Raw genomic sequence first — 26,778 nt, forward strand, 5'->3', positions numbered from 1 at the left:
CTGCGCTGCACAAACAGATCCCCCAACACCCTGCTTATACGGTAAACTACCTGCGTTTTTGCATCAGGATAGCGTCTATGAACCACTCCCTTAAGCCCTGGAATACCTTTGGCATTCAACGCAATGCTAATCAAATTGTACGTGCCGATACTGCACAGCAGCTGCTGGATGCATGGCAAAGCGCAACAGAAAAAAACGAACCTGTACTGATTCTGGGCGAAGGAAGTAATGTCCTGTTTCTCGACGATTTTGCGGGAACGGTGATCGTTAACCGCATCATGGGAATTGATGTGGAAGAGCGTGCCGATAGCTGGCATCTGCACGTGGGGGCTGGCGAAAACTGGCATCACCTGGTGCAATTTACCCTCGAACAAGGGATGGCGGGTCTTGAAAACCTTGCGCTTATCCCAGGCTGCGCTGGATCGTCACCCATTCAGAACATCGGTGCCTACGGCATCGAGCTGAAGCACGTCTGTGACTATGTCGACTGCATCGAGCTGGCGACCGGAACGGCCACGCGTTTAACGGCAGAACAGTGCCGTTTTGGCTATCGTGACAGTATCTTCAAGCATGAATATCAGGATCGCTACGTGATTGTCGCCGTGGGCCTGCGTCTGTCGAAGAACTGGCAGCCTGTTTTGACCTACGGGGATTTAACGCGTCTCGATCCGGCTACCGTTACCGCCCGCGACGTTTTTGACTCGGTTTGCCATATGCGGATGACCAAGCTTCCCGATCCCAAAGTTAACGGAAATGCAGGAAGCTTCTTCAAAAACCCGGTGATCGGCGGCGAAAATGCCCGACGTTTTCTGGAGGAGTGGCCAACCGCGCCACATTACCCTCAGGCGGATGGCAGCGTGAAGCTGGCAGCAGGATGGCTTATCGATCAATGCCAGCTAAAAGGCACTTCAGTCGGCGGGGCAGCCGTTCACCGACAGCAGGCTCTGGTGCTGATTAACCAGCGCGATGCAACCAGCGACGATGTGGTACAGCTGGCTCATTATGTTCGTCAGCGTGTGGGCGAAAAATTTAACGTCTGGCTGGAGCCAGAAGTCCGCTTCATTGGTCGCACAGGTGAAGTCAACGCCGTGGAGACTATCGCATGAAGGACAATACGGTCCCGTTAACCCTGATTGGTATCCTGGCGGATGGTGAATTCCATTCCGGCGAGCAGCTGGGTGAACAGCTTGGCATGAGCCGCGCCGCCATTAATAAACATATCCAGACGCTTCGCGACTGGGGGGTTGATGTGTTCACGGTTCCCGGAAAAGGGTACAGCCTGCCGGAGCCGATACAATTATTGAATGAAGACACGATCCGCAGCCAGATTGGACACGGTAATGTGGCGGTGCTGCCGGTGATTGATTCGACGAACCAGTATCTGCTGGATCGTCTGCCTGAGCTGAAATCCGGCGATGCCTGCGTTGCTGAGTATCAGCAGGCCGGTCGCGGTCGTCGTGGCCGCAAGTGGTTTTCCCCCTTTGGTGCCAACCTCTATCTGTCTATGTACTGGCGACTCGATCAGGGCCCGGCCGCTGCCATTGGCCTGAGTCTGGTCATCGGCATCGTTATGGCGGAGGTGCTTCACGATCTGGGTGCGGATCAAGTGCGTGTTAAATGGCCTAACGATCTGTACCTCAACGATCGTAAACTTGCCGGCATTCTGGTTGAACTGACGGGAAAAACGGGCGATGCGGCGCAAATCGTCATCGGCGCAGGCCTCAATATGGTGATGCGCAATGTCCAGAATGATGTGGTGAATCAGGCCTGGACTAACCTCCAGGAGGCGGGGATCGTCATCGATCGTAACACCCTTGCCGTACGTATGATTAAAGAGCTGCGCAGCTCGCTCACGCTTTTTGAGCAGGAAGGGCTGGCACCGTTCCTGTCTCGTTGGGAAAAACTGGATAACTTCATCAACCGCCCGGTGAAATTGCTGATTGGGGATAAAGAGATCTACGGCACTTCCCGCGGTATTGACGCTCAGGGCGCGCTGCTCCTGGAGCAAGATGGTGTGATCAAACCCTGGATGGGCGGTGAGATTTCCCTGCGGAGTGCCGAATAACCGGATGGAGTGAATGATGCGAAAAACCGTCTGCGCGACGCTGGCCGTCATGATGAGCGTGTTGTTCTCACCCCTCTCTCAGGCGGGTCAGGCCTGGGAGAGTTATAAGGCACGCTTTTTCAAACCGGAAGGCCGCATTGTCGATACCGGCAATGGCGGCGTGTCGCATACGGAAGGTCAGGGGTTTGCCATGCTGATGGCAGTGGCCAACGACGATAAGGCCACGTTCGATAAGCTCTGGCAATGGACAAACCGTGAGCTGAAGAACAAAGAGAACGGTCTGTTTTACTGGCGCTATAACCCCGCAGAGTCCAACCCGGTCGCTGACAAAAACAATGCCGCCGATGGCGATGTGCTGATTGCCTGGGCGCTGCTTAAAGCCGAAGCCCGCTGGCATGACAAACGCTACGGTGCCGCATCGGATGCCATCACAAAAGCGCTGGTTGCCCATAGCGTCATCCGCTATGCGGGTTACCGCGTGATGCTGCCCGGCGTCCAGGGATTTAAGCTTGACGGTGAAGCGATCCTTAACCCTTCCTACTTCGTGTTTCCGGCCTGGCAGGCTTTTGCCGGGCGCAGCCATTTACCGGTCTGGCGTGAATTGATCAAGGACGGGAAGCGCCTGCTGGGGAAAATGGGCTCGGGAAAAGCGAATCTGCCCGCTGACTGGGTCTCGCTGGCATCAGATGGCAAGCTGGAACCTGCCAAAGGCTGGCCGCCGCGGATGAGCTATGACGCGATTCGTATTCCGCTGTACCTTGCCTGGTCTGATAAGCAAAGCCCGCTCCTGGCGCCGTGGAAAGCCTGGTTTGGTCAGTTCCCCCGGGAACAAACGCCCGCCTGGGTTAACGTCACGACCAACGAATATGCGCCCTACATGATGGAAGGCGGCCTGTTGGCTGTACGCGATTTAACGATGGGACAGTCTTCCGGAGAACCCGAAATCACCTCTAAAGACGACTACTATTCGGCAAGTCTGAAAATGCTGGTGTGGATTTCGGCGCAATAACAACGCACTGACTATCCCCTCTCCCTAATGGGGAGAGGGTTAGGGGTAAATCAGTTACTGCGGATACGGTACCCAATCCCCGCCGTTCAGGCGAACGTACGGTTTGTTCTGATACTGAATGACGACCGCGTTGGCGTTCTCGGAGACTTCTGCCGTTTGCGGCAGGTTGCTGGTGAGCTGATCCCAGTTCACGCTATCTTCCACAAACAGCTTCCCGTCAACGGCACGGGCAACCAGTTCAGAGATCGCCAGATAGCTGGTCGGCTGGGTGATTTCAATCGGTGCGCCCTGATGGGGTGCTTTCATACCAAAGAATTTAATGCCAGCAGGCACGTTGGTGATGGACGGGCTTGGGATATCACGCAGACCCGACACCTGCATTCTGTCGCCTTTCAGCGCGCCGCCGTGCTCAGGTACCACAACCACCATCACTTTACGGCCTGATTTTTCCAGCTCCGTGAAGAACGCGTCCAGCTCGTCGAAGAACTTCTGCGCACGCACTTTATAATCTGCCGTTTTGCTCACGCCCGGGAAATGGTTACCGTCGTGGAGCGGCAGGGTGTTAAAGAAGGTCGCACTGCGCGGATTACTGTCTTTCTCGATGGTCTGAAGCCAGCGCTGCAGCACGGCGGTATCGTCATAAACCGGCGAGCCGTCGAAGCCCAGCAGAGTAACGGGAAGACCAGTTTGATCCATCAACGGTGCCTGCATACCACCCTGTTCACGCACCTCTTTCAGGAAGTTACCGAACTGGCCGTTATGTCCCAGCATCAGATGCTGCGTAAAGCCCAGTTTGGCGAGGTTATCAAACAGATAACACTGATTGCCGGCAGGCTGATACAGATTCTTATGCGATGCCTGACCGCAGCTTGCACGCAGCAGGCGGATTGCTGCCGGGCCGCTGTACGAGGTGGCAGAGTTAAAATCTTTAAACTGAATGTCGAAATGCGACCACAGCGGATGGGACATCAAACCGGCTGCATCCACGTCGGCCCATGAGAGAGAGCAGATGTTGATCACCAGCAATTCAAACGGCTGAGCATCCGCCGGCAGCGCGTCCGGGAATTTAGTCTGTCGCTTGTCTTCCGCAGTGTAGAAGCTGGAGAGCCAGGCGTTCAGATTTGTGGAGGTCGGCGGTGCGGTCTGGGTTGGGATATCGCCCACTACAGGCGTATCGCCAGCCGTGGTAACGGTTGCTGCTGCGCTTCCCCCTGTGGTGGTCACCGTGGTGGTCGGTTGACCAGCAGGCCACAGCGAAAAGCCCGGACCAGCCAGCGTCAGCACGTTCAGCCAGATCATAATCGCGACGACAAACACCGTGATGCGGATCCACTGTGACAGGAACAGCCAGGCAACCAGCAGCACAAATACCGCGCCAATCATCTGCCAGTTAATAAACCGCTCGGTCAGATCGAGGACATAGCTGGCGCTAAAGCCTGCCACCTGCGACCCCTGGCTCATAATGCTGTCCGGCCCCGGTAACCAGGTATCATGCCAGAACAGCGCAAAGCCGACAGGGATGGCTATCCAGTGACGCAAGCGATGCAGCCTGATATTCGGCAGGGGCATCAGCAGGAAGGCCATAAACACCAGGTTGAGAAGGGGATGGAAATTCAGATAGCCTGCCCACAGCAGACCAAACTTCACCAGAAAGTAGAAGTTCCAGCCGGAAAGGCCGCGCCAGTATTGCCAGAGCGGCGAGGGTGACGAAGCGGTATAGGTAGAATTAGTCATGTTTTCGGTCTGCCTTGACGTGTGATGCCCGTGTCAGTGTTCCGGCTGGTTTTACATAGCGAGGTTTTATAAACAGCACTCTGGCCGTATCACGGATACGACGTATGGAATGGCGTGCATAGTAGCCAAGCGGGAAAAAAATCAGCGCACAGAATATAACCAGTTGGATGATATCGCTGATATTCATGATGGTGCGTTCTCCGCGTTGTCCGTTAATAAGCGAAGGGGCTCCGGAACCCGGCGCCAGATATGGCCATCATGTCTGGCATTGAGGATCGGTTTCGCATCGCTCTTAATTGCGAGCGGTTTAGCCCATTGTTCAGGCTGGAGCGCACGCATCTGTACCAGCTCCGCGCTGATCGTATTATCTTCGAACCAAATCATACGGTTCGAGAAAATATCCCCGGTAGGCAGGGGGAAGATATGGTTTAGCGCCGTATCGAGATCGTTGACCCGGCAGAAGGACAAAAACAGTACCAGGCGATTGTCGCCAATGGTCATGATATCTCCCGTACGGTTGGGGCGACACAAGGTGAGCGCCTGTTCAACGCGGATACCCGGTACAGGACGCAGGGCAACCATAACCCCTTTTCCGTCTGCAGGAAGAAGCGTATTGCTCATCATGTTGCCGACGGCGTCGCAGAAGGTATCCCATTTTTGATATCCACGCAGCTTCATCGGCTGCGTCATAGAGAGCAGCGTGGAAATGTCTTCCGGTACATGGCGGCTAAACTGCTGGCCCTGAACGCTTTCGATCAGCGTCAGGCAGCGTGACAGCGGCGCATTCCACGGAATAACCATATTTGCCCCGCACCCAAGAAGCAGGCGCTCATCGGTGGCGCGCAGGCTGGTATTGTTTTCGCGCACGATGATTTTTAACGCGCTTCCGCGCTGGCGGCGCAGGGTGTGGATTTGCCTTGCCAGCGTCTCAATCTGGTTATTTTGCATCAATGAGAAAATAAGGGTCGCCGCCTGGGTTGTGCGGGCTTCGTGGAAAAGGTCTTCGTTAGATTCAAACAGCGACCAGTTTTCCGACAGGGCCGGTGCCCCCTCTAAAACCGCGATATGGCTCAGGATACTTTTTTCATCACTGCGCGGTTGCACCACGGTTTCTTCCTGCTGTGCCAGGTGCCACTTACCCTCGATATGTTTCAGCGTAAGTTGTTGTCTGGCGCTCACGCCTTTTTCATTACACCAGAATGCAATATCGTAGAGATAGCTGCCCACCTGGTCACGAACGCTTGCCAGACCGAACAGAGAACGATATTCACCCATTAAAAGTGAGAACAACTTGTCATTATTACTGCCGGGATTGACTATCAGTAGCGTGCAATTTTGAAATTTTGCCCATTTATTGATTTTTTCCAGCCAGGGCAGCAGTTTTTCAGCAGGGATATTTTGCAGGACGTTATTTGCACATTTAAGAATCACTAAATAGTGATCCGGATCAATAGTGCACTGAACGTCGCGGGACAAAAAGTATAGACTATCGGCTTCCGATGTCATGGAAAATAATCGCACCGTCTGAGGGCCGCGATCGTTTTCCAGCGTGATAATTTTCTTCGGATCTTCGCCCATGCTAATGACAGCCACGCGGGAATCCTTATCCTGGGCAGCAATTGTCTGGTTTACCAGACTGATAGCATCTTCATTACGGTCCGTATTAATCCACCAGACTCCTCCGACTGGCATGTGGCTCAATTCGTCCCATAATGACTGGATGCCAATAGAAAATATGGAGTCCACGGTGTCCCTCTTTTCGTCTAATTTATCTGTATCTCAGTTTACTAGCGAAAGCGTAGAAATAAACCTAACATTGAAATTAAAGAACATCAGATTTAGCATGTAAATGAAATTTCATAGGGCAGGATGCCTCGCTACTTCTGAACTGGCGATTTTACGCAAAGGGATGGAAAAAGAATGGATAATAACGAACCCGGAACCCCAGTCGACTCGACCCTGGGTTACACATTCCAAAACGATTTTCAGGCGCTGACGCAGGCCTTTTCTTTCCCTGAAATAGATTACACCGATATTTCCCAGCGGGAACAGTTGGCTGCGGCTATTAAACGCTGGCCGTTATTAGCTGAATTCGCCCATCAACAATAAGGGAGCCATTGATGGCCATACTCGGATTACAGGGTGTCCGTGGGGGTGTGGGTACCACATCTGTTACCGCGGCGCTGGCGTGGTCATTACAGCTTTTAGGTGAATCGGTGCTGGTTATTGACGCCTGCGCCGATAATTTGCTGCGTATGTCGTTTAACGTCGACTTTACTCGCGAAGAGGGCTGGGCCCGCGCGCTGCTTGACGATAAAGACTGGCAGGATGCAGGTATGCGCTATACCTCCCTTCTTGACCTGCTGCCGTTTGGTCAACTGACCACTACGGAACGCGAGAATGAAGCCGCGTACCAGCGCCTGTTTTCACAGTTCACGCTGGCGCTGCAGAGCCTGAGGGAAAAGGGGCACTACAAGTGGATCCTGCTGGATCTGCCGCACGGTGCCGGCACGCTGACACGACAGCTTATCGCCCAGTGCGATCATGTCCTCTCGATCGTTAACGTCGATGCGAACTGCCATATCCGCCTGCACCAGCAGGGACTGCCTCAAAATGGCCATATCCTGATTAACGATTTGCGCATTGGCAGCCAGATCCAGGACGATCTCTATCAGGTCTGGCTGCAAAGCCAGCGCCGCCTGCTTCCGATTGTCATCCATCGTGATGAGGGAATGGCGGAATGCCTTGCGTCTAAGCAACCGCTCGGTGAATACCGCAGCGATTCACTGGCGGCAGAAGAGATCCTGACGCTGGCTAACTGGTGTCTGCTGAACTTCGCCAACAGGGCGGAGCATGCAGGGAGTGCTGTATGAGTCGTCTCGCCAGCTGGTTACTCATCCCACCGGTCAGTTCGCGTTTGAGCGAACATTACCGGCATTTTCGCCGTCACGGTGCGTCGGCATTTAGCGCCGCGCTCGGCTGTTTCTGGATGATTCTGGCCTGGATATTTATACCGCTTGAACACCCGCGCTGGCAGCGCATACGTGCCCGGCACAGCGAGCTATATCCGCACATTAATCCTGACCGGCCGCGTCCACTGGATCCGGCGCGCTATCTCATTCAGGCCATCTGGCTGGTGGCGACCTCATCCCGCGCGGAGACAAAAACACCGCACTGGCGGAGCTTCTCCCGCGTGCAGCAGTTACGTGAACGCTACCATCAGTGGCTGGACAGACTGCCCGACAGCGTGAGCGATAAGACCAGCCATCTGGATAACCATAAAGAGCTCGGGCATCTCCACCCGGGCTTGCGGCGTTTTATCCTCGGCGTAATCGTCGTGTTTTCGCTCATTCTGGCGCTGGTCTGTATTACGCAGCCTTTCAACCCTCTGGCGCAGTTCACTTTCCTGATCCTGCTGTGGGGCGTGGCGCTGCTGGTGCGCCGAATTCCGGGTCGCTTCTCGGCGCTGATGCTGATCGTGTTGTCGCTGACCGTCTCCTGCCGCTACATCTGGTGGCGTTATACCTCGACGCTGAACTGGGACGACCCGGTGAGTCTGGTGTGCGGCCTGGTGCTGCTGTTTGCTGAAACCTATGCCTGGATTGTGCTGGTGCTGGGCTATTTCCAGGTGATTTGGCCGCTCAACCGCCAGCCGGTTCCGTTGCCAAAGGACACGACCCAGTGGCCAACCGTCGATCTCTTCGTGCCGACCTACAACGAAGACCTGAGCGTGGTGAAGAACACCATCTATGCCGCGCTGGGCATCGACTGGCCGAAAGACAAGCTCAAGGTCTGGATCCTGGATGACGGCAACCGCCCGGCATTCCGCCAGTTCGCGGAGGAGGTTGGCGTCGAGTACATCGCCCGTCCGACGCACGAACACGCTAAAGCCGGGAATATCAACAACGCGTTGAAGTATGCCACCGGGGAGTTTGTCTCGATTTTTGACTGCGACCACGTGCCGACGCGCTCGTTCCTGCAGATGACCATGGGGTGGTTCCTGAAGGAGAAAGAGCTGGCGATGATGCAGACGCCGCACCACTTCTTCTCGCCGGACCCGTTTGAACGTAACCTTGGCCGCTTCCGCAAAACCCCGAACGAAGGCACGCTGTTCTATGGGCTGGTACAGGACGGAAACGACATGTGGGACGCCACCTTCTTCTGCGGCTCATGCGCCGTTATCCGCCGTAAGCCGCTGGATGAAATTGGCGGTATCGCCGTCGAAACGGTGACTGAAGATGCGCACACCTCTCTGCGCCTGCACCGTCGTGGCTATACCTCTGCCTATATGCGTATCCCACAGGCGGCCGGTCTGGCAACCGAGTCACTGTCGGCGCACATTGGTCAGCGTATTCGCTGGGCGCGCGGCATGGTGCAGATCTTCCGTCTTGATAACCCCCTGATCGGGAAAGGACTCAAGCTGGCGCAGCGTCTCTGCTACGTCAACGCCATGTTCCACTTCTTGTCCGGCATTCCGCGGCTGATCTTCCTGACCGCGCCGCTGGCGTTCCTGCTCCTTCACGCTTATATCATCTACGCTCCCGCGCTGATGATTGCGCTGTTTGTTCTGCCGCACATGATCCATGCGAGCCTGACGAACTCGAAGATACAGGGTAAATACCGCCACTCCTTCTGGAGTGAAATCTACGAAACGGTGCTGGCCTGGTACATCGCGCCGCCGACGATGGTGGCGCTGATTAACCCGCATAAAGGGAAATTCAACGTCACCGCGAAGGGCGGGCTGGTGGAGGAGGAGTACGTCGACTGGGTGATCTCCCGGCCGTATATCTTCCTGGTGCTGCTGAATATTGTGGGCGTCATTGCGGGTATCTGGCGCTACTTCTACGGCCCGGAAAACGAAATCCTGACCGTCTTCGTCAGTATGGCCTGGGTCTTCTACAACCTGATTATCCTCGGCGGCGCGGTGGCGGTGTCGGTGGAGAGCAAACAGGTTCGTCGCGCGCATCGCGTGGAAATCTGCATGCCAGCGGCGATCGCCCGTGAAGATGGCCATCTCTTCTCCTGTACCGTGCACGACTTCTCTGACGGCGGTCTGGGGATCAAAATCAACGGCCAGGCGAAGGTGCTGGAAGGGCAAAAAGTTAACCTGCTGCTTAAGCGCGGCCAGCAGGAGTATGTCTTCCCGACGCAGGTCGTTCGCGTGGTGGGCAATGAAGTCGGCCTACAGCTGATGCCGTTGACCAAAAAGCAACATATCGATTTTGTGCAGTGTACGTTTGCCCGCGCGGATACGTGGGCTCTCTGGCAGGACAGCTTCCCGGAGGATAAGCCTCTGGAAAGCCTGCTGGATATTCTGAAGCTGGGGTTCCGTGGCTATCGTCACCTTGCAGAATTTGCCCCGTCGTCGGTGAAATTAATTTTCCGGTCACTTACTTCGCTGGTTTCCTGGGTCGTGTCGTTCATTCCTCGTCGTCCTGAGCGGGATGAGGCGAAGCAGGCGGACCCGGTTATGGCTCAACAATGATGATAACGCGATGAAAACAAAACTTTCCTGGTTATGTGCAGTGGCAATGGGGATGAATGCGATCCCCGCAACAATGGCTAACGCAGCCCCGGGCAACGCAGCGGCAACGCCTGCGCCAACCGTACCTGTCGTCGCGCAAGCAACCGATCCGGTTGTCACCGCGGCACCGGGTCAAACTGAAAACATCATGCCGAACCAGCCAACGGAGGGGAACACCCTGCCGGCAGACGGCCAGGTCATCGGGCAGGTGATGCCGGGCGTCCGGGGGGCGAATGCGCCCGTCGTTGCGGACAATGCGCCGTCGCGTGACGTGAAGCTGACCTTTGCGCAAATTGCGCCGCCTCCGGGCAGCATGGTGCTGCGCGGCATCAACCCTAACGGCGGCATTGAATTTGGCATGCGCAGCGACGAGGTCGTCTCTAATGCGGTGCTGAATCTCGAATACACGCCGTCGCCGTCGCTGCTGCCGACCCAGTCTCAGCTGAAGGTCTATCTGAATGACGAGCTGATGGACGTTCTGCCGGTCACGAAAGAGCAGCTCGGCAAGAAAACGCAGGCGCAGGTGCCGATCAACCCGCTGTTCATCACCGACTTTAACCGTATCCGCCTGGAGTTTGTCGGCCACTACCGCGATGTCTGCGAAAACCCGGCCAGCAACACGCTGTGGATGGACGTCGGGCGTAACTCCTCGCTGCAGATGACCTACCAGTCGCTGGCGCTGAAAAACGATCTCTCGGCCTTCCCGGTTCCGTTCTTCGATCCGCGTGATAACCGCCCGCTCACGCTGCCGATGGTGTTCGCATCGTCCCCGGACGTGACCGAGCAGCTGGCGGCCACCATTGTGGCCTCCTGGTTTGGTTCACGCGCGGGCTGGCGCGGTCAGAGCTTCCCGGCGATGTATGACAAACTGCCGGACAGAAATGCCATTGTGTTTGCCACCAATGCAAAACGTCCGGCCTTCCTGCGCGATCATCCGGACGTCAAAGCGCCGACCGTTGAGATGATAAGCCACCCGGAAAACCCGTACGTGAAGCTGCTGGTGGTCTTTGGTCGTGATGATAAAGATCTGGTTCAGGCAGCAAAAGCCATTGCCCAGGGCAACGTCCTTTTTCGCGGCAACAGCGTCGTGATAGATGAGGTCAAACCGCTGCTGGCGCGTAAACCTTATGATGCGCCAAACTGGGTACGTACCGACCGTGCGGTCACCTTTGGCGAGCTGAAAACCTATGAAGAACAGCTGCAGGCGACGGGGCTTGAGCCAGCGCCGATTAGCCTGTCGCTGAATCTGCCGCCGGATCTGTACCTGCTGCGTACCAACGGCATTGATATCAATCTGAACTACCGCTATACCGCGCCAGCCACCAAAGACAGCTCGCGCATGGATATCAGCCTGAACAACCAGTTCCTGCAATCCTTCAGCCTGCAAAGCACGCAGGATACGAACCGCCTGATGCTTCGCCTGCCGGTGCTGCAGGGGCTGCTGGACGGTAAAACGGATGTTTCTATTCCGGCACTGAAGCTGGGTGCGATAAACCAGCTGCGCTTTGATTTCCAGTACATGAACCCAATGCCTGGCGGCTCGGCGGAAAACTGCATCACCTTCCAGCCGGTACAGAACCACGTGGTCATTGGCGATGAGTCGACCATCGACTTCTCGAAGTACTATCACTTCCTGGCGATGCCGGACCTGCGCGCCTTTGCTAACGCGGGCTTCCCGTTCAGCCGTATGGCCGATCTCTCTGAGTCCATTGTGGTAATGCCAAAAGCGCCAAACGAAGGTCAGGTTACGACCCTGCTCGACACCATGGCGACCGTTGGAGGACAAACAGGATTACCGGCCATTAACGTCACGTTGACGGACGATGGCAGCCAGATTCAGAACAAAGATGCTGACATCATGGTGATCGGGACCATCCCGGATAAGCTGAAGGATGACAAACGTATCGATCTGCTGGTGAAAGCGGCCCAGTCCTGGGTTAATACGCCGCTGCGACAGACCGAGTTCCCGAGCATTATGCCGGATGTGAACGATCGTCAGGCCAGCGCGCAGACGACGGTAACGTCTCAGGGGGCGATGGCCGCGGTGGTGGGCTTCCAGTCGCCTTACAACGAACAGCGCAGCGTGGTGGCTCTCCTCGCGGACAGCCCGCGCGGGTATGAACTGCTCAATACGGCCATGAACGACAGCGGTAAACGTGCCGCGATGTTTGGTTCCGTGTCGGTGATCCGTGAGTCCGGCGTCAATAGCCTGCGCGTGGGGGATGTGTACTACGTGGGCCATCTGCCGTGGTTCGAACGCCTGTGGTATGCGCTGGCTAACCATCCGGTTCTGCTCGCTATCCTGGCTGCGGTCAGCGTGGTCTTGCTGGCATGGGTGCTGTGGCGTCTGCTGCGAATCATCAGCCGTCGTCGTCTGAACCCGGATGAGTAAGATGTGATGAAAGCCTTTCGCTGGTGTGTATTAGCAGCGGTGATGCTGGCGGCGCTTCCTCTTCGCGCCGCCTGTACCTGGCCTGCCTGGGAGCAGTTTAAAAAGGACTACATCAGTGAAGGCGGGCGCGTCATTGATCCCAGTGACACGCGCAAAATTACGACCTCGGAAGGGCAAAGCTACGCCCTGTTCTTTGCCCTGGCGGCGAACGATCGCAAAGCCTTTGACCTGCTGCTGACGTGGACGCGCGATAATCTCGCCAGCGGCGATCTCAACGCCCATCTGCCTGCCTGGCTATGGGGTCAGAAAGATAAAGACGCCTGGGCGGTGATTGATACCAACTCCGCCTCTGATGCCGATGTCTGGATCGCCTGGTCACTGCTCGAAGCGGGTCGGCTGTGGAAAGATCGGGACTATACCCGCACGGGTAAGGCGCTGCTGAAACGCATTGTCAGCGAGGAAGTGGTCAACGTCCCGGGGCTCGGCGCAATGCTGCTTCCTGGTAAAGTCGGTTTTGCCGATGAGAACGCCTGGCGTTTTAACCCCAGCTATCTTCCTCCGCAGCTAGCGGCTTATTTCACGCGCTTTGGTTCCCCGTGGACCCAGCTTCGTGAAACTAACCTGCGCCTGCTGCTTGAGAGTGCGCCGAAAGGTTTTTCGCCGGACTGGGTGCAGTATCAGAAAAACAAAGGCTGGCGGTTACAGCAGGAGAAAGCGCTGGTGGGCGGCTACGACGCCATCCGCGTGTATCTCTGGGTGGGCATGATGAGTGATAAAGATCCTCAGAAAGCCCGGCTCCTGACGCGCTTCCAGCCGATGGCGGCAAAGACCGTGAAACGGGGTGTGCCGCCGGAGAAAGTGGATGTGGCGACGGGGAAACGTACCGGTGACGGCCCGGTCGGGTTCTCTGCCGCTATGTTGCCTTTTTTACAACAACGTGATGCCCAGGCGGTTCAGCGCCAGCGCGTTGCAGACCATTTTCCCGATAACAATGCCTATTACAGCTATGTGCTGACGCTTTTTGGGCAAGGATGGGATCAGCATCGTTTTCGCTTCACCGCAAAAGGTGAATTAATACCGGATTGGGGCCAGGAATGCGCAAGTTCACAGTAAATCTACTCAGTTTATCGCTTGGCCTGGCGCTTATGCCGTGGGCACAGGCCGCCAACTCTCCGCAGCAGAAACAGCTGCTGGAGCAGGTCAGGCTGGGCGAATCGACACAGCGTGAGGATTTGGTTCGTCAGTCGCTCTATCGCCTTGAGCTGATTGACCCCAACAACCCTGACGTCATTGCCGCGCGCTTTCGCTACCTGCTGCGTCAGGGCGATAACGCCGGCGCGCAAAAAGAGCTGGATCGTCTGAAAGGGATCGCCCCGGGTTCGAGCGCTTACCAGTCCTCACGCAACACCATGCTGCTTTCTACTCCGGATGGCCGACAGCAGCTCCAGCAGGCGCGACTGCTCGCCACTACGGGGCACACGCAGGAAGCGATTGCCGCCTATGACAAGCTGTTTGACGGCAACCCGCCGGGTGGCGATGTGGCGACGGAATACTGGAACGTCGTGGCGAAAGATCCAGCTCGCCGCGGTGCGGCCATTAACCAGCTGAAAAAAATTAACAGCAGCAGCCCCGGGAATACGCAGCTGCAGACAACGCTGGCCCAGCTTCTGTTCCAGAGCGGACGACGTGATGAAGGCTTTGCGGTACTGCAGGAGATGGCCAAATCCACCAATGGCCGCAGCCAGGCGTCTGATATGTGGTACGACCAAATCAAAGACCAGCCTGCCAGCAGCGCCAGCGTCAGCGCGCTGCAAAAATATCTGAGCGTATTCAGCGACGGGGATAGCGTCGCTGCGGCGCGTGCCCAGCTTGAAGCGCAGCAAAAACAGCTCGCCGATCCGGCGTTCCGCGCGAAAGCGGAAGGGCTCGCGGCGGTGGATGCCGGGCAGGGCAGTAAGGCGGTGGCCGAGCTGCAAAAAGCCGTCAGCGCCAACCATGCCGACAGTGAAGCGGTGGGTGCCCTGGGGCAGGCGTATTCCCAGAAGGGCGACCGCGCCCGCGCGGTGGCACAATTTGAAAAGGCGATTGCCCTCGATCCCCAGAGCGATAATCGGGGTAAGTGGGATAGTCTTCTGAAGGTTAACCGCTACTGGCTGCTGATCCAGCAGGGCGATGCGGCGCTGAAGGCGAATAACCCGGCGCAGGCAGAGCGTTACTATCAGCAGGCGCGTAACATCGACAATACCGACAGCTACGCGGTGCTGGGGCTGGGCGACGCCGCCGCGGCGCGTAAAGATAACGACGCGGCGGAGCGTTATTACCGTCAGGCGCTGCGAATGGACAGCGGCAACAGCAACGCGGTTCGCGGCCTGGCCAATATTTACCGCGCGCAGTCCCCGGAGAAAGCCTCGCAGTTTATCCAGTCGCTTTCCGCCAGCCAGCGTCGGAGCATTGATGATATCGAGCGTAGTCTGACCAACGAACAGCTCTCCGCCCAGGCCGAACAGCTGGAAAACCAGGGGAAATACGCCCAGGCAGCAGACATTCAGCGTCGTCGTCTGGCGCTCTCTCCTGGCGACGTGTGGATAACCTATCGTCTGTCGCGCGATCTCTACAGCGCGGGTCAGCGCAGCCAGGCAGATACCCTGATGCGTCAGCTTGCCCGCCAGAAACCGTCCGATCCGGATCAGGTCTATGCCAGCGGGCTCTATCTTTCCGGAAACGATCAGGACCGTGCCGCGCTGGCGCATCTGGACACGCTGCCGCGCAGCCAGTGGAACAGCAATATTCAGGAACTTGCCGACCGCCTGCAAAGCAATCAGGTGCTGGAAACCGCCAACCGCCTGCGGGACAGCGGTAAAGAGCAGGAGGCGGAGAATCTTCTTCGCCAGCAGCCAACCTCCACCCGCATCGACCTGACGCTGGCGGACTGGGCACAGCAGCGTGGCGATCTGAACTCCGCGAAAACGACGTACAACGCCGTCCTGCAGCGTGAGCCGCAGAACGAAGACGCGATCCTCGGCCTGACCGAGATTTACAGCGCCCAGGGTAACAAAGATGCCGCGCGCGCGGAGCTGGCGAAGCTGCCCGCCGCGCAGAACGGCCAGCCGCTGTCGCTCAATATGCAGCGCCGCATCGCGATGGCGCAGGCGGGGCTGGGTGATTCCGCCGCGGCAGAACAGACCTTCAGTAAAATCATTCCGCAGGCTAAATCGCAGCCCGGATCAATGGAAAACGCGCTGGTGCTGCGTGATGCCGCGCGTTTCCAGGCGCAGAACGGGCAGCCTCAGCAGGCGCTGGAAACCTATAAAGATGCGATGGTATCGACGGGTATCACCACGACGCGTCCGGCTGATAACGACAGTTTCACCCGTCTGACGCGTAACGATGAAAAAGACGACTGGCTGAAGCGCGGCGTGCGCAGTGATGCCGGTGAGTTGTACCGCCAGCAGGATGTTAACGTCACGCTGCAGCACGATTACTGGGGCTCCAGCGGCACGGGCGGCTATTCCGATCTGAAAGCGCATACCACCATGCTGCAGGTGGATGCGCCTCTCTCTGACGGGCGCATGTTCTTCAGAAGCGATCTGGTCAATATGGACGTCGGATCATTCGATACCAGGAACGGGACTTACGACCCTAAATGGGGAACCTGCTACGAAACGCCGTGTAGCGGTAACACCCATCAGTCAGACAATGGCGCAAGCGTCGCTGTCGGCTGGCAGAATAAAACCTGGGCGATGGATATTGGCACCACGCCGATGGGCTTTGACGTCGTCGACGTGGTGGGCGGCATCAGCTACAGCAGCGATCTGGGGCCCATCGGCTATACCGTTAACGCCCATCGTCGGCCAATCTCCAGCTCTCTGCTGGCCTTCGGCGGGCAAAAAGACACCAACACCGGCACCACCTGGGGCGGCGTACGCGCGACCGGTGGCGGCGTGAGCATCAGCTATGACAAAGGGGAAGCGAACGGCGTCTGGTCAAGCCTGAACGCGGAAACGCTGACGGGTAAAAATGTAGAGGATAACTGGCGCGTCCGCTGGATGACGGGTTACTACTACAAGCTCATTAATAAAAACAATGAGCGCCTGACGGTCGGCGTCTCCAACATGCTCTGGCACTACGACAAAGACCTGAGCGGTTATACCCTGGGTCAGGGCGGCTATTACAGCCCGCAGGAGTATGTCTCCTTCGCCTTGCCGGTGACCTGGCGTAAGCGCACGGAAAACTGGTCCTGGGAGCTGGGGGGCTCGGTCTCCTGGTCTCACTCTAAAACCAAAGACGAGCTGCGCTACCCGATCCAGAATCTGATCCCGACCGATGAGCCAGACCGCTATACCGATCGGGGCGCAATGGAAACCGGCAGCAGCTCCTCAGGCACGGGTTATACCGCGCGAGCCATTATTGAGCGCCGGGTTACGTCCAACTGGTTTGTTGGCATGGGCGTGGACATTCAGGAAGCGAAAGACTATACCCCAAGCCATGCGCTGATCTATGTGCGCTACTCTGCTGCAGGCTGGCAGGGCGATATGGACTTACCGCCGCAACCGCTCATCCCTTACGCGGACTGGTAATCGGATTTTCCTTAATCCATTTGTAAGTCTCTCTTAACAGCGCAGCAATCGGGTATACTCAGGCGCGCCAGGTTTACACCCTGGCGCGCCCTGCGCTTCGAGTTTTGTGGAGAGTCATTTTGCGTGTCAGCCGTTCCTTAACAATCAAACAGATGGCGATGGTCTCTGCCGTCACCATGCTGTTTGTCCTGCTCTTCTGCGTAATTTTGCTGTTTCATTCCGTACAGCAGAATCGCTATAACACGGCTTCGCAATTAGAAAGTATCGCCCGCTCGGTACGCGGCCCGCTGTCTGCCTCCATCCTGAAAGGGGATATCCCCGAAGCGGAAACCATTCTGAAACGTATTCAGCCAGCCGGTGTTGTGAGCCGGGCGGACGTCGTGCTACCCAATCAGTTTCAGGCGCTGCGGATGAGCTTTATCCCGGAGCGTCCCGTCCCGATGATGGTGATGCGCCTGTTTGAGCTGCCGGTGCAAATTTCGCTTCCCGTTTATTCGCTTGAGCGCCCAGCGAATCCACAGCCTCTGGCCTACCTGGTGTTACAGGCAGACTCCTACCGCATGTATAAATTCGTCATGAGTTGGGTGGTTACGTTAGTGACCACTTGCTTACTTATGACGCTTATTCTCAGCGTGGCGCTGACCTGGTGCATTAACCGGCTGATTGTCCATCCCCTGCGCCGTATCGCCCGCGAGCTGAACACGCTTGCGCCGCAGGATCAGATGGGACACCAGCTTGAGCTGCCGCGTCTGCATCATGACGATGAGATCGGCATGCTGGTGCGCAGCTACAACCTCAACCAGCAGCGCATCCAGCGTCAGCAGGATGAGATGAACAGTAGCGCCACCCGTTTTCCGGTATCGGAGCTTCCCAATAAAGCGTTCCTGATGGCGATGCTGGAGCAAACCGTTGAGCGCCAGCAAACCACCGCGCTGATGGTCATTGCCTGTGAAACCCTGCAGGACACGGCTGGCGTGCTTCAGGAGAGCCAGCGAGAGATGCTGCTGCTCACCCTGGTGGAAAAGATCAAATCTGTCCTTGCCCCGCGCATGGTGCTGACCCAGGTCAGCGGTTACGACCTGGTGGTGATTGCCAACGGCGTAAAAGAACCCTGGCATGCGATCACGTTAGGTCAGCAAGTACTCACTGTCATTAATGAGCGGCTGCCGATTCAGGGTATCCAGCTTCGCCCGAGTGCCAGTATCGGGATTGCCATGTTCTATGGCGACCTGACCGCGGAACAGCTTTATCGCCGCGCCTTCTCGGCGGCCTTTACCGCCCGGCGCAAAGGGAAAAACCAAATCCAGTTCTTCGACCCGGCGCAGATGGAAAAGGCGCAGCAGCGCCTGACGGAAGAGAGCGACATCCTGACCGCGCTGGATAACCGCCAGTTTGCCCTCTGGCTGCAGCCGCAGGTGGATCTGCGGACGGGAGAGGTAAAAAGCGCCGAGGCCCTGCTGCGTCTGCAGCAGCCGGATGGCACATGGGAGCTGCCGGAAGGGCTGATTGAGCGCATCGAGTCCTGCGGCCTGATGGTCACCGTCGGCTACTGGGTGCTCGAAGAGTCCTGTCGTCAGCTTGCCGCCTGGCAGGAGCGCGGCATAACGCTGCCGCTGTCGGTCAATTTGTCTGCCATGCAGCTTATGCACCCGACCATGGTTTCTGAGATGCTGGAGCTGATCCATCGTTACCGCATCAAACCGGATACCTTGACCCTGGAAGTGACGGAGAGTCGACGCATTGACGACCCCAATGAGGCGGTCGCGATTCTTAAGCCGCTGCGTAATGCCGGCATTCGCATTGCCCTGGACGATTTTGGCATGGGCTACGCCGGGCTGCGCCAGCTTCAGCACATGAAGACGCTTCCGGTGGATGTGCTGAAAATTGACAAAGCGTTTGTCGACGGTCTGCCGGACGACAGCAGCATGGTGCAGGCGATTATCCAGATGGCGCGCAGCCTCAACCTGCACCTTATTGCCGAGGGAATTGAAACCGACGCGCAACGCGCCTGGCTGGCAGAGGCGGGCGTGGAGAGCGGGCAGGGTTTCCTGTTTGCCCCCGCAGTGCCTTCGGATGTCTTTGAAGAACGATACCTTTCTGGTGCTGACAATAACGCAAAAGTGTAATTTTGTTGCTGGCTTGTGCGAGCCAGCTCAAATCTCTTAACATTTGTGTTTCAAATTTGAACTGAGTTTATTTCTGTCCTGTTATGCGGGTGTTATTTTAAAGCCGCAGGTTAACCATAACCTTACAAAGCCTGTGGTTTTTCTTCCCAAGGACACCCTATGAAAACCTCACTCTTCAAAAGTCTTTATTTCCAGGTCCTGACAGCCATCGCCATCGGTATTCTGCTGGGTCACTATTACCCTGAACTGGGCGCGCAAATGAAACCGCTTGGCGACGCGTTCGTTAAGCTCATTAAAATGGTCATCGCTCCGGTGATCTTCTGTACGGTCGTCACGGGCATCGCTGGCATGGAAAGCATGAAGGCGGTTGGCCGTACCGGTGCAGTGGCGCTTCTCTATTTTGAAGTGGTCAGTACCCTTGCGCTGATTATTGGTCTGGTCATCGTTAACGTGGTGCAGCCAGGTGCGGGGATGAACGTCGATCCCTCGACGCTGGATGCCAAAGCGGTTGCGGTCTATGCCGAACAGGCGAAGGATCAGGGCGTGGTGGCCTTCCTGCTGGACGTCATTCCTGGCAGCGTCATTGGCGCGTTCGCCAGCGGAAACATCCTCCAGGTGCTGCTGTTCGCCGTGATGTTTGGCTTCGCCCTGCACCGTCTGGGCAGCAAAGGCCAGCTGATCTTTAACGTGATCGAAAGCTTCTCGCAGGTCATCTTCGGCATCATCAATATGATCATGCGCCTGGCGCCCATCGGTGCCTTCGGTGCGATGGCCTTCACCATCGGTAAGTATGGCGTCGGTACGCTGGTCCAGTTGGGTCAGCTGATTATCTGTTTCTATATCACCTGTATTCTTTTCGTGGTGGTGGTGCTGGGCTCCATCGCCCGCGCGACCGGTTTCAGCATCTTCAAATTTATCCGTTACATCCGCGAAGAGCTGCTGATTGTTCTGGGAACCTCCTCGTCAGAATCGGCGCTGCCGCGCATGCTCGATAAGATGGAGAAACTCGGGTGTCGTAAATCGGTGGTTGGGCTGGTGATCCCGACGGGCTACTCCTTCAACCTGGACGGCACCTCGATATACCTGACGATGGCGGCGGTGTTTATCGCACAGGCGACCAACAGCCATATGGATATTTTCCATCAGATCACCCTGCTGGTGGTGCTCCTGCTCTCCTCTAAAGGCGCGGCGGGCGTAACGGGCAGCGGCTTTATCGTGCTGGCAGCCACTATCTCTGCAGTGGGGCACCTGCCGGTGGCGGGCCTGGCGTTGATTCTCGGTATTGACCGCTTTATGTCAGAGGCGCGTGCGTTAACCAACCTGGTGGGTAACGGCGTGGCAACGGTAGTGGTCGCGAAATGGGTGAAAGAGCTGGATCACAAAAAGCTCGACGATACTCTGAATAATCGTTCAACTGACAGCAAAAATCCTGGCTTATCCTCTTAATCTTGTCACAAATGCCCGTATTCCCTTGTGGGGATGCGGGCTCCTGCGCATAATAACTGTTCATACCTGTCATAATTCGACAAGATTTTTTTTGGGTATATTTCACTTCGGACCGTGACGTTTTGCCGAACGCGCGGTCTAATCGACGTGTTTTCATCGTCATCTTTAAGAGTGAAGCGCGTCGCGAGGCACTCTTTTTTAACCAGGAATGTTGATCAGGGGTTCACATGCAGGGCACAAAAATTCGACTCTTAACCGGCGGTTTGCTGATGATGGCAGCAGCCAGTTATGTGCAGGCAGATGCGCTCCAGCCAGACCCGGCCTGGCAACAAGGGACACTAGCGAACGGTTTTCAGTGGCAGGTGTTAGCCACGCCGCAACGTCCCAGTGACCGTATTGAAATCCGTCTGTCTGTTAATACCGGTTCCCTCACGGAAAGCACCCAGCAAACCGGTTTCAGCCACTTTATTCCCCGGCTGGCGCTCACGCAGAGCGGCAGCCTGCAAGCGGTTCAGGTGCGTTCGCTCTGGCAACAGGCCATCGATCCGAAGCGCCCGCTTCCTCCGGCTGTGGTCTCGTATGACTACACTATGTTTAACCTGAGCCTGCCTAATAACCGCAACGATCTGCTTAAAGAAGCCCTGACGTATCTCTCCGATGCCTCCGGCAATCTGGCGATTACGCCGGACACCGTCAACTATGCGTTGAGCAATAGCGACATGGTGGCGACCTGGCCTGGTGATACCAAAGAGGGCTGGTGGCGTTACCGCCTGAAAGGCTCGACGTTGCTGGGACATGACCCTGCCGAACCGCTAAAACAGCCGGTGGACGCCGAGCAGGTGAAATCGTTCTACCAGAAGTGGTACACCCCGGACGCGATGACGCTGATCGTGGTGGGTAACGTGGACAGCCGCGCGGTGGTGGAGCAGATCAACAAAGCGTTTGGCGATCTGAAAGGCAAGCGTGAATCGCCTGCCCCTGTTCCGACACTCTCCCCGCTGCGTGCAGAGCCTGTCAGCATTATGACGGACACCGTGCGTCAGGACCGACTCTCTGTGATGTGGGATAACGCCTGGCAGCCCATCCGTGAGTCCGCGGCGCTGTTGCGCTACTGGCGTGCCGACCTGGCGCGTGAAGCGCTGTTCTGGCACGTTCAGCAGACGCTCAGTAAGAACAACGTGAAGAATATCGGTCTTGGCTTTGACTGCCGCGTGCTGTTCCAGCGTGCGCAATGCGCCATTAACGTTGAATCACCGGGTGATAAGCTGAATGCCAATCTGGGTGTCGTCGCGAAAGAGTTGGCAAAAGTGCGTAAAGAGGGGCTTTCCGAAGAGGAATTCAACGCGCTTGTGGCGCAGAAAAAACTCGAGCTGCAGAAGCTGTTTGCGACCTACGCGCGCGCCGATACCGATATTCTGATCAGCCAGCGTATTCGTTCCCTGCAGAATCAGGTGGTGGATATTGCGCCGGAACAGTACCAGAAGCTCCGTCAGGATTTCCTGAACGGTCTGACCGTCGAAATGCTCAACCAGGATCTCCGTCAGCAGCTGTCGCAGGAGATGGCGTTGATCCTTCTGCAGCCGAAGGGCGAACCGGAATATGACATGAAGGAACTTCAGAAGACCTGGGATTCCATCATGGCGACCGCGCCGCAGCCGACGCAGGCCGCGACGGCTGATGATTTACACCCGGACGCGACGGATATCCCGCAAGGGCAGTAATGCGTAGACTAACCCTCTCCCTGTGGGAGAGGGTTAGGGCATCAGCCCGCACCCTACTTAAACAGGCATCGCCTCACGCGGAATAATCGCCCCGCGATACTGAATCACCGTGCTGGCCGTCAGATGTCCACGCTGTGCCGCCGCTTCCGGCGTTCCGCCCGTCAGGCGTACCGCCAGATAGCCCGCACTGAATGAATCACCCGCCGCCGTGGTATCAATCACTTTCTCTTTGGCAAGCTTCACAGCCGGGACCTCAATCGCCGCTTCACCCGTAATCGCGACCAGGCACGACTCCGCACCGCGCTTAATCACCACTTCGCGCACGCCAGCCGCCTGCGTGCGTGCAATCACGTCCTCTACTGGTTTCTCCCCCCAGAGGGCGTCTTCATCGTCGAGCGTCAGGAAGGCGATGTCGGTGCATTGCAGCATCTGCTGATAGACCTGCTGCGTCTCTTCACGGCTGGCCCACAGGCGCGGGCGGTAGTTGTTATCGAAAATGACCTTGCCGCCGTTGGCACGGCATTCGCGCAGCAGCGAGAGCAGCTTTTCACGGCTGGTGGGGCTCAGGATCGCCAGGCTGATCCCGCTCAGATAGAGGTAGTCGAAGGTCGACAGCGCTTCGCAGATGGCCGCGGCATCCTCGCTCTCCAGCCAGAATTTGGCCGCGGCTTCGTTACGCCAGTAATAAAACGTTCGTTCGCCGGTGTCGTCGGTCTCAATGTAATACAAACCCGGCAGGCGGTTTTCCATACGCTGGATCAGCGAGGTATCAATATGTTCACTTTGCCAGGCCTCCAGCATCTGCTGGCTGAAGCTGTCCGTCCCCAGAGCGGTAACGTAGTTCACGGTGAGCGCCTCAGGCGCAACCTGGCGGGCAATATAAACGGAGGTGTTTAACGTATCGCCACCAAATCCGCGGCTCACTTCCGCGCCTTTTTGTGACAGCTCAATCATGCATTCGCCAATCACGGCAATTTTTTTAGACATAATCGTGAACCTGAACAGAAGAATGATCAGCAGTGTGCGCTGAGTGAATTAACCGGTCAACTATATTAAAACAACGTTCCATTATTTTATTTGAGCCAGCGCGTGTTCCTGCGCATTTCTGTCATCTTAATTTCATTTTCCCGGTGAATTGAACATAAAGTTCTCAATTGTCGCGCCGATAATCCTGTGACGAGTCCAGAAAGGCCATCCCAACAACAGGACATCTGAAATGAAGTCAGAGCAGGTTATCCAGCGGCTGAGCACCACGCCTGAGGCAAGTATTGAGAACTTGCAGGAGCATCGCTACTGGCTGCAATGTGAGCGTGCGTATACCTATCAGCCGATATACCGAACAGACGGTCGACTGATGGCCATTGAAATTTTGACCGTCGTAACGCATCCCTCAAACCCTACCCAGCGTATCGCACCGGATCGCTATTTTGCCGAAGTGGCCGTTCGCCAGCGTCTTGACGTGCTGGAAGAGCAGCTCCGTATGCTGGCAACGAAGCAGCCCTTTTTCGAACAGCACGATATCCTCGCCTCAGTGAATGTTGATGGCCCCACTCTGCTGGCGCTGCGTCAGAACGCGAAATTGCAGGCGCTGATCGCCACCCTGCCGTGGGTGCGCTTTGAGCTGGTGGAGCATGTCCGCCTGCCGCAGGACTCCTCGTTCGCCTCCATATGCGAATACGGCCCGCTGTGGCTGGATGACTTTGGCACCGGCATGGCGAACTTTTCGGCTCTGAGTGAAGTGCGTTATGACTACATTAAAGTGGCCCGCGATCTGTTCATTATGCTGCGTCAGACCCCGGAAGGGCGGAACCTGTTTACGCTGTTATTACAGCTGATGAACCGCTATTGCCAGGGCGTGATTGTTGAAGGTGTGGAAACGCTAGAAGAGTGGCGTGATGTGCAAAGCTCGCCTGCCGCGGCGGCGCAAGGCTATTTTCTCTCCCGACCGGTACCCATGGATCGCCTCGATAGCGTGATAACTACCCTCTGATAAGCCCGCTTCCCTTTGTCTGGACTATAGTTTTACAGGACAGGTCATCAGGAAAGGGGATAAAAATGACAAGAACAACCAGGGTGATCTCCTGGACAGCAGGGATTTTCTTGTTGTTGATCGTGGTCGTCGCCATTATTATCGCGACGTTTGACTGGAACCGTCTTAAGCCGACCATCAACCAGAAAGTCTCAACCGAACTGAACCGCCCCTTCGCCATACGCGGTGATTTAGGGGTCGTGTGGGAGCGTCAGAAAGAGGAGCCCGGCTGGCGAAGCTGGATCCCCTGGCCGCACGTCCACGCCGACGACATCATTCTCGGTAACCCGCCGGATATCCCGGACGTCACCATGATCCACCTGCCGCGCGTTGAGGCCACGCTGGCCCCGCTCGCGCTGCTGACCAAAACGGTCTATCTGCCGTGGATCAAACTTCAGCAGCCCGACGCGCGCCTGATCCGCCTCTCTGAAAAAAACAACAACTGGACGTTTAACCTTGCCAGCGATGGCGAAAAGGATCCGAACGCCCAGCCTTCCTCCTGGTCATTCCGTCTCGACAATATTCTCTTCGATCGCGGGCGGATCGCCATCGACGATAAGGTCAGCAAGGCCGACGTGGAGATCCTGGTCGATCCGCTCGGCAAGCCGCTGCCGTTTAGCGAGGTCACGGGGACGAAAGCCAAAGGTGACACGGCAAGCGTGGGCGACTATGTCTTCGGCCTGACGGCAAAAGGACGCTACAACGACCAGCCGCTCACCGGTAAAGGGAAAATAGGCGGCATGTTGGCGCTCCGGAGCGAAGGCACGCCGTTCCCGGTGCAGGCGGACTTCCGCTCCGGTAACACCCGCGTGGCGTTCGTGGGAACGGTTAACGACCCGATGAACATGGGCGGCGTCGATCTTCAGCTTAAATTTGCCGGTGATTCGCTGGGCGAGCTGTATGAGCTGACCGGCGTGCTGCTGCCGGATACCCCGCCGTTCGAAACGGACGGGCATCTGGTCGCCAAAATCGACAGCGAAAAATCGTCGGTTTTTGACTACCGTGATTTTAACGGCCGCATCGGCGACAGCGATATCCACGGCTCGCTGACCTACACCACCGGAAAACCGAGACCGAAGCTGGAAGGGGACGTTGAGTCCCGCCAGCTGCGTCTGGCCGATCTCGGCCCGCTGATCGGCGTGGATTCCGGTAAAGGTACGAAGTCAAAAGAGGTGAAAAAGGACATTCAACCTGCGGGAAAAGTGCTGCCTTACGATCGCTTTGAAACCGATAAGTGGAACGTGATGGATGCGGACGTCCGCTTCAAAGGGCGTAAGATTGAGCATGGCAGCACGTTGCCGCTGAGCGACCTCTCGACGCATATCATCCTGAAAAATGCCGATCTGCGCCTGCAGCCGCTGAAGTTTGGCATGGCGGGCGGGACGATTTCCTCCAACATTCACCTGGAAGGCGATAAAAAGCCGATGCAGGGCCGGGCGGAGATTCAGGCGCGCAGGCTTAAGCTGAAAGCGCTGATGCCGAACGTCGAGCTGATGCAGAAGACGCTCGGCGAGATGAACGGCGATGCCGACATTCGCGGCGTGGGGAACTCCGTGGCGGCGCTGCTGGGCAGCGGTAATGGCAACCTGAAGCTGCTGATGAACGACGGGCTGGTGAGCCGCAACCTGATGGAAATCCTGGGCCTGAACGTCGGGAACTACATCATCGGGCAAATCTTCGGTGATGATGAGGTGCGGGTGAACTGCGCGGCGGCCAATCTGGATCTGGTTAACGGCGTGGCGCGTCCGCAGATTTTTGCCTTCGACACGGAAAACGCGGTCATTAACGTGACCGGTACCGCCAGCATGGCCTCGGAGCAGCTTGATTTGACGATTGACCCGGAAAGTAAGGGTGTCCGAATCATCACCCTGCGCTCGCCGCTTTACGTGCGCGGAACCTTCAAAAATCCGCAGGCGGGCGTGAAGCCCGGACCGCTGATTGCGCGTGGCGCGGTGGCTGCGGCGCTTGCGACGCTGGTTACCCCCGCCGCAGCGCTGCTGGCGTTGATTTCGCCGTCAGAAGGCGAGGCGAATCAGTGCCGGACCATTTTGTCACAGATGAAGAAGTAAGGAGCGGCCTGTTTTTGCCGGGTGGCGCTGCGCTTAGCCGGCCTACATTTGAATCGTAGGCCGGGTAAGGCGTAGCCGCCACCCGG

18 protein-coding genes are annotated in these 26,778 nt (G+C 56.8%); 14 read left to right on the forward strand and 4 right to left on the reverse strand.

What is annotated here, in order from left to right; all coding sequences use genetic code 11:
• The first annotated feature begins 77 nt into the window (after positions 1-77).
• Genes murB through ACVCAM_RS16345 form a run of 3 tightly spaced genes read left to right on the forward strand, consistent with a single transcriptional unit; the run spans position 78 to position 3,074 of the window.
• A complete protein-coding gene (murB, locus tag ACVCAM_RS16335; RefSeq protein ID WP_025910154.1) occupies positions 78-1,106 on the forward strand; it encodes a UDP-N-acetylmuramate dehydrogenase in 1,029 nt (342 codons plus the stop codon).
• A complete protein-coding gene (birA, locus tag ACVCAM_RS16340; protein ID WP_008503241.1) occupies positions 1,103-2,065 on the forward strand; it encodes a bifunctional biotin--[acetyl-CoA-carboxylase] ligase/biotin operon repressor BirA in 963 nt (320 codons plus the stop codon). The genes murB and birA overlap by 4 nt, the downstream gene beginning before the upstream one ends.
• 16 nt (positions 2,066-2,081) lie before the next feature.
• Positions 2,082-3,074 (forward strand): glycosyl hydrolase family 8, encoded by a 993-nt coding sequence (locus tag ACVCAM_RS16345; RefSeq protein WP_407223827.1) that lies wholly within the window; start codon positions 2,082-2,084, stop codon positions 3,072-3,074.
• 54 nt (positions 3,075-3,128) lie between these two features.
• Here ACVCAM_RS16345 and bcsG read toward each other — a convergent pair whose 3' ends face one another.
• The 3 genes from bcsG to bcsE are packed head-to-tail and all read right to left on the reverse strand — an operon-like array spanning position 3,129 to position 6,554.
• Positions 3,129-4,808, reverse strand: coding sequence for a cellulose biosynthesis protein BcsG (bcsG, locus tag ACVCAM_RS16350; RefSeq protein ID WP_008503239.1), 1,680 nt, complete (start codon positions 4,806-4,808; stop codon positions 3,129-3,131).
• Positions 4,801-4,998 carry a cellulose biosynthesis protein BcsF gene (gene bcsF, locus ACVCAM_RS16355; RefSeq protein WP_024908822.1) on the reverse strand — a complete coding sequence of 66 codons (198 nt, stop codon included), beginning with the start codon at positions 4,996-4,998 and terminating at the stop codon, positions 4,801-4,803. Before bcsF ends, bcsG begins: the two co-directional genes overlap by 8 nt.
• Positions 4,992-6,554, reverse strand: a complete 1,563-nt coding sequence (gene bcsE, locus ACVCAM_RS16360; RefSeq protein ID WP_025910162.1) for a cellulose biosynthesis c-di-GMP-binding protein BcsE — start codon at positions 6,552-6,554, stop codon at positions 4,992-4,994. The genes bcsF and bcsE overlap by 7 nt, the downstream gene beginning before the upstream one ends.
• 174 nt (positions 6,555-6,728) lie before the next feature.
• Here bcsE and bcsR point away from each other — a divergent pair, with 174 nt between their 5' ends.
• From bcsR to ACVCAM_RS16405, 9 genes are all read left to right on the forward strand, one after another.
• Positions 6,729-6,917, forward strand: a complete 189-nt coding sequence (bcsR, locus tag ACVCAM_RS16365) for a cellulose biosynthesis protein BcsR (protein ID WP_407223741.1) — start codon at positions 6,729-6,731, stop codon at positions 6,915-6,917.
• A gap of 11 nt (positions 6,918-6,928) precedes the next feature.
• Positions 6,929-7,681, forward strand: coding sequence for a cellulose biosynthesis protein BcsQ (gene bcsQ / locus ACVCAM_RS16370; RefSeq protein ID WP_008503236.1), 753 nt, complete (start codon positions 6,929-6,931; stop codon positions 7,679-7,681).
• Positions 7,678-10,293 (forward strand): UDP-forming cellulose synthase catalytic subunit, encoded by a 2,616-nt coding sequence (gene bcsA, locus ACVCAM_RS16375; protein WP_025910169.1) that lies wholly within the window; start codon positions 7,678-7,680, stop codon positions 10,291-10,293. The genes bcsQ and bcsA overlap by 4 nt, the downstream gene beginning before the upstream one ends.
• 10 nt (positions 10,294-10,303) lie before the next feature.
• On the forward strand, positions 10,304-12,724 hold the full coding sequence (gene bcsB, locus ACVCAM_RS16380) for a cellulose biosynthesis cyclic di-GMP-binding regulatory protein BcsB (protein WP_045408650.1): 2,421 nt from the start codon (positions 10,304-10,306) through the stop codon (positions 12,722-12,724).
• 6 nt (positions 12,725-12,730) lie between these two features.
• On the forward strand, positions 12,731-13,837 hold the full coding sequence (gene bcsZ / locus ACVCAM_RS16385; RefSeq protein WP_023294768.1) for a cellulose synthase complex periplasmic endoglucanase BcsZ: 1,107 nt from the start codon (positions 12,731-12,733) through the stop codon (positions 13,835-13,837).
• Entirely contained in the window at positions 13,819-17,301 is a 3,483-nt protein-coding gene (gene bcsC, locus ACVCAM_RS16390) for a cellulose synthase complex outer membrane protein BcsC (protein ID WP_407223740.1), read from the forward strand. Before bcsZ ends, bcsC begins: the two co-directional genes overlap by 19 nt.
• 119 nt (positions 17,302-17,420) lie before the next feature.
• Positions 17,421-19,427, forward strand: coding sequence for a biofilm formation regulator HmsP (gene hmsP / locus ACVCAM_RS16395; RefSeq protein WP_023345069.1), 2,007 nt, complete (start codon positions 17,421-17,423; stop codon positions 19,425-19,427).
• A 159-nt stretch (positions 19,428-19,586) separates the two neighbouring features.
• Positions 19,587-20,873, forward strand: coding sequence for a dicarboxylate/amino acid:cation symporter (locus tag ACVCAM_RS16400; RefSeq protein ID WP_021242141.1), 1,287 nt, complete (start codon positions 19,587-19,589; stop codon positions 20,871-20,873).
• Between the two features lie 227 nt (positions 20,874-21,100).
• The gene (locus tag ACVCAM_RS16405; RefSeq protein ID WP_008503229.1) at positions 21,101-22,594 is read left to right on the forward strand and encodes a M16 family metallopeptidase; all 1,494 of its coding nucleotides are present in this window, start codon (positions 21,101-21,103) and stop codon (positions 22,592-22,594) included.
• Positions 22,595-22,651: 57 nt separating this feature from the next.
• Here the strand turns inward: ACVCAM_RS16405 and ACVCAM_RS16410 are convergent, their stop codons facing one another.
• Positions 22,652-23,581, reverse strand: coding sequence for a 2-dehydro-3-deoxygluconokinase (locus tag ACVCAM_RS16410; protein WP_407223739.1), 930 nt, complete (start codon positions 23,579-23,581; stop codon positions 22,652-22,654).
• A gap of 229 nt (positions 23,582-23,810) precedes the next feature.
• Between ACVCAM_RS16410 and pdeH the strand changes: the two genes are divergently transcribed.
• A complete protein-coding gene (gene pdeH / locus ACVCAM_RS16415) occupies positions 23,811-24,584 on the forward strand; it encodes a cyclic-guanylate-specific phosphodiesterase (RefSeq protein WP_008503227.1) in 774 nt (257 codons plus the stop codon).
• A 65-nt stretch (positions 24,585-24,649) separates the two neighbouring features.
• Entirely contained in the window at positions 24,650-26,692 is a 2,043-nt protein-coding gene (locus ACVCAM_RS16420) for an AsmA family protein (protein WP_367071430.1), read from the forward strand.
• Positions 26,693-26,778: the final 86 nt, after the last annotated feature.

The organism is Enterobacter sp. CFEC122, from assembly GCF_052983755.1.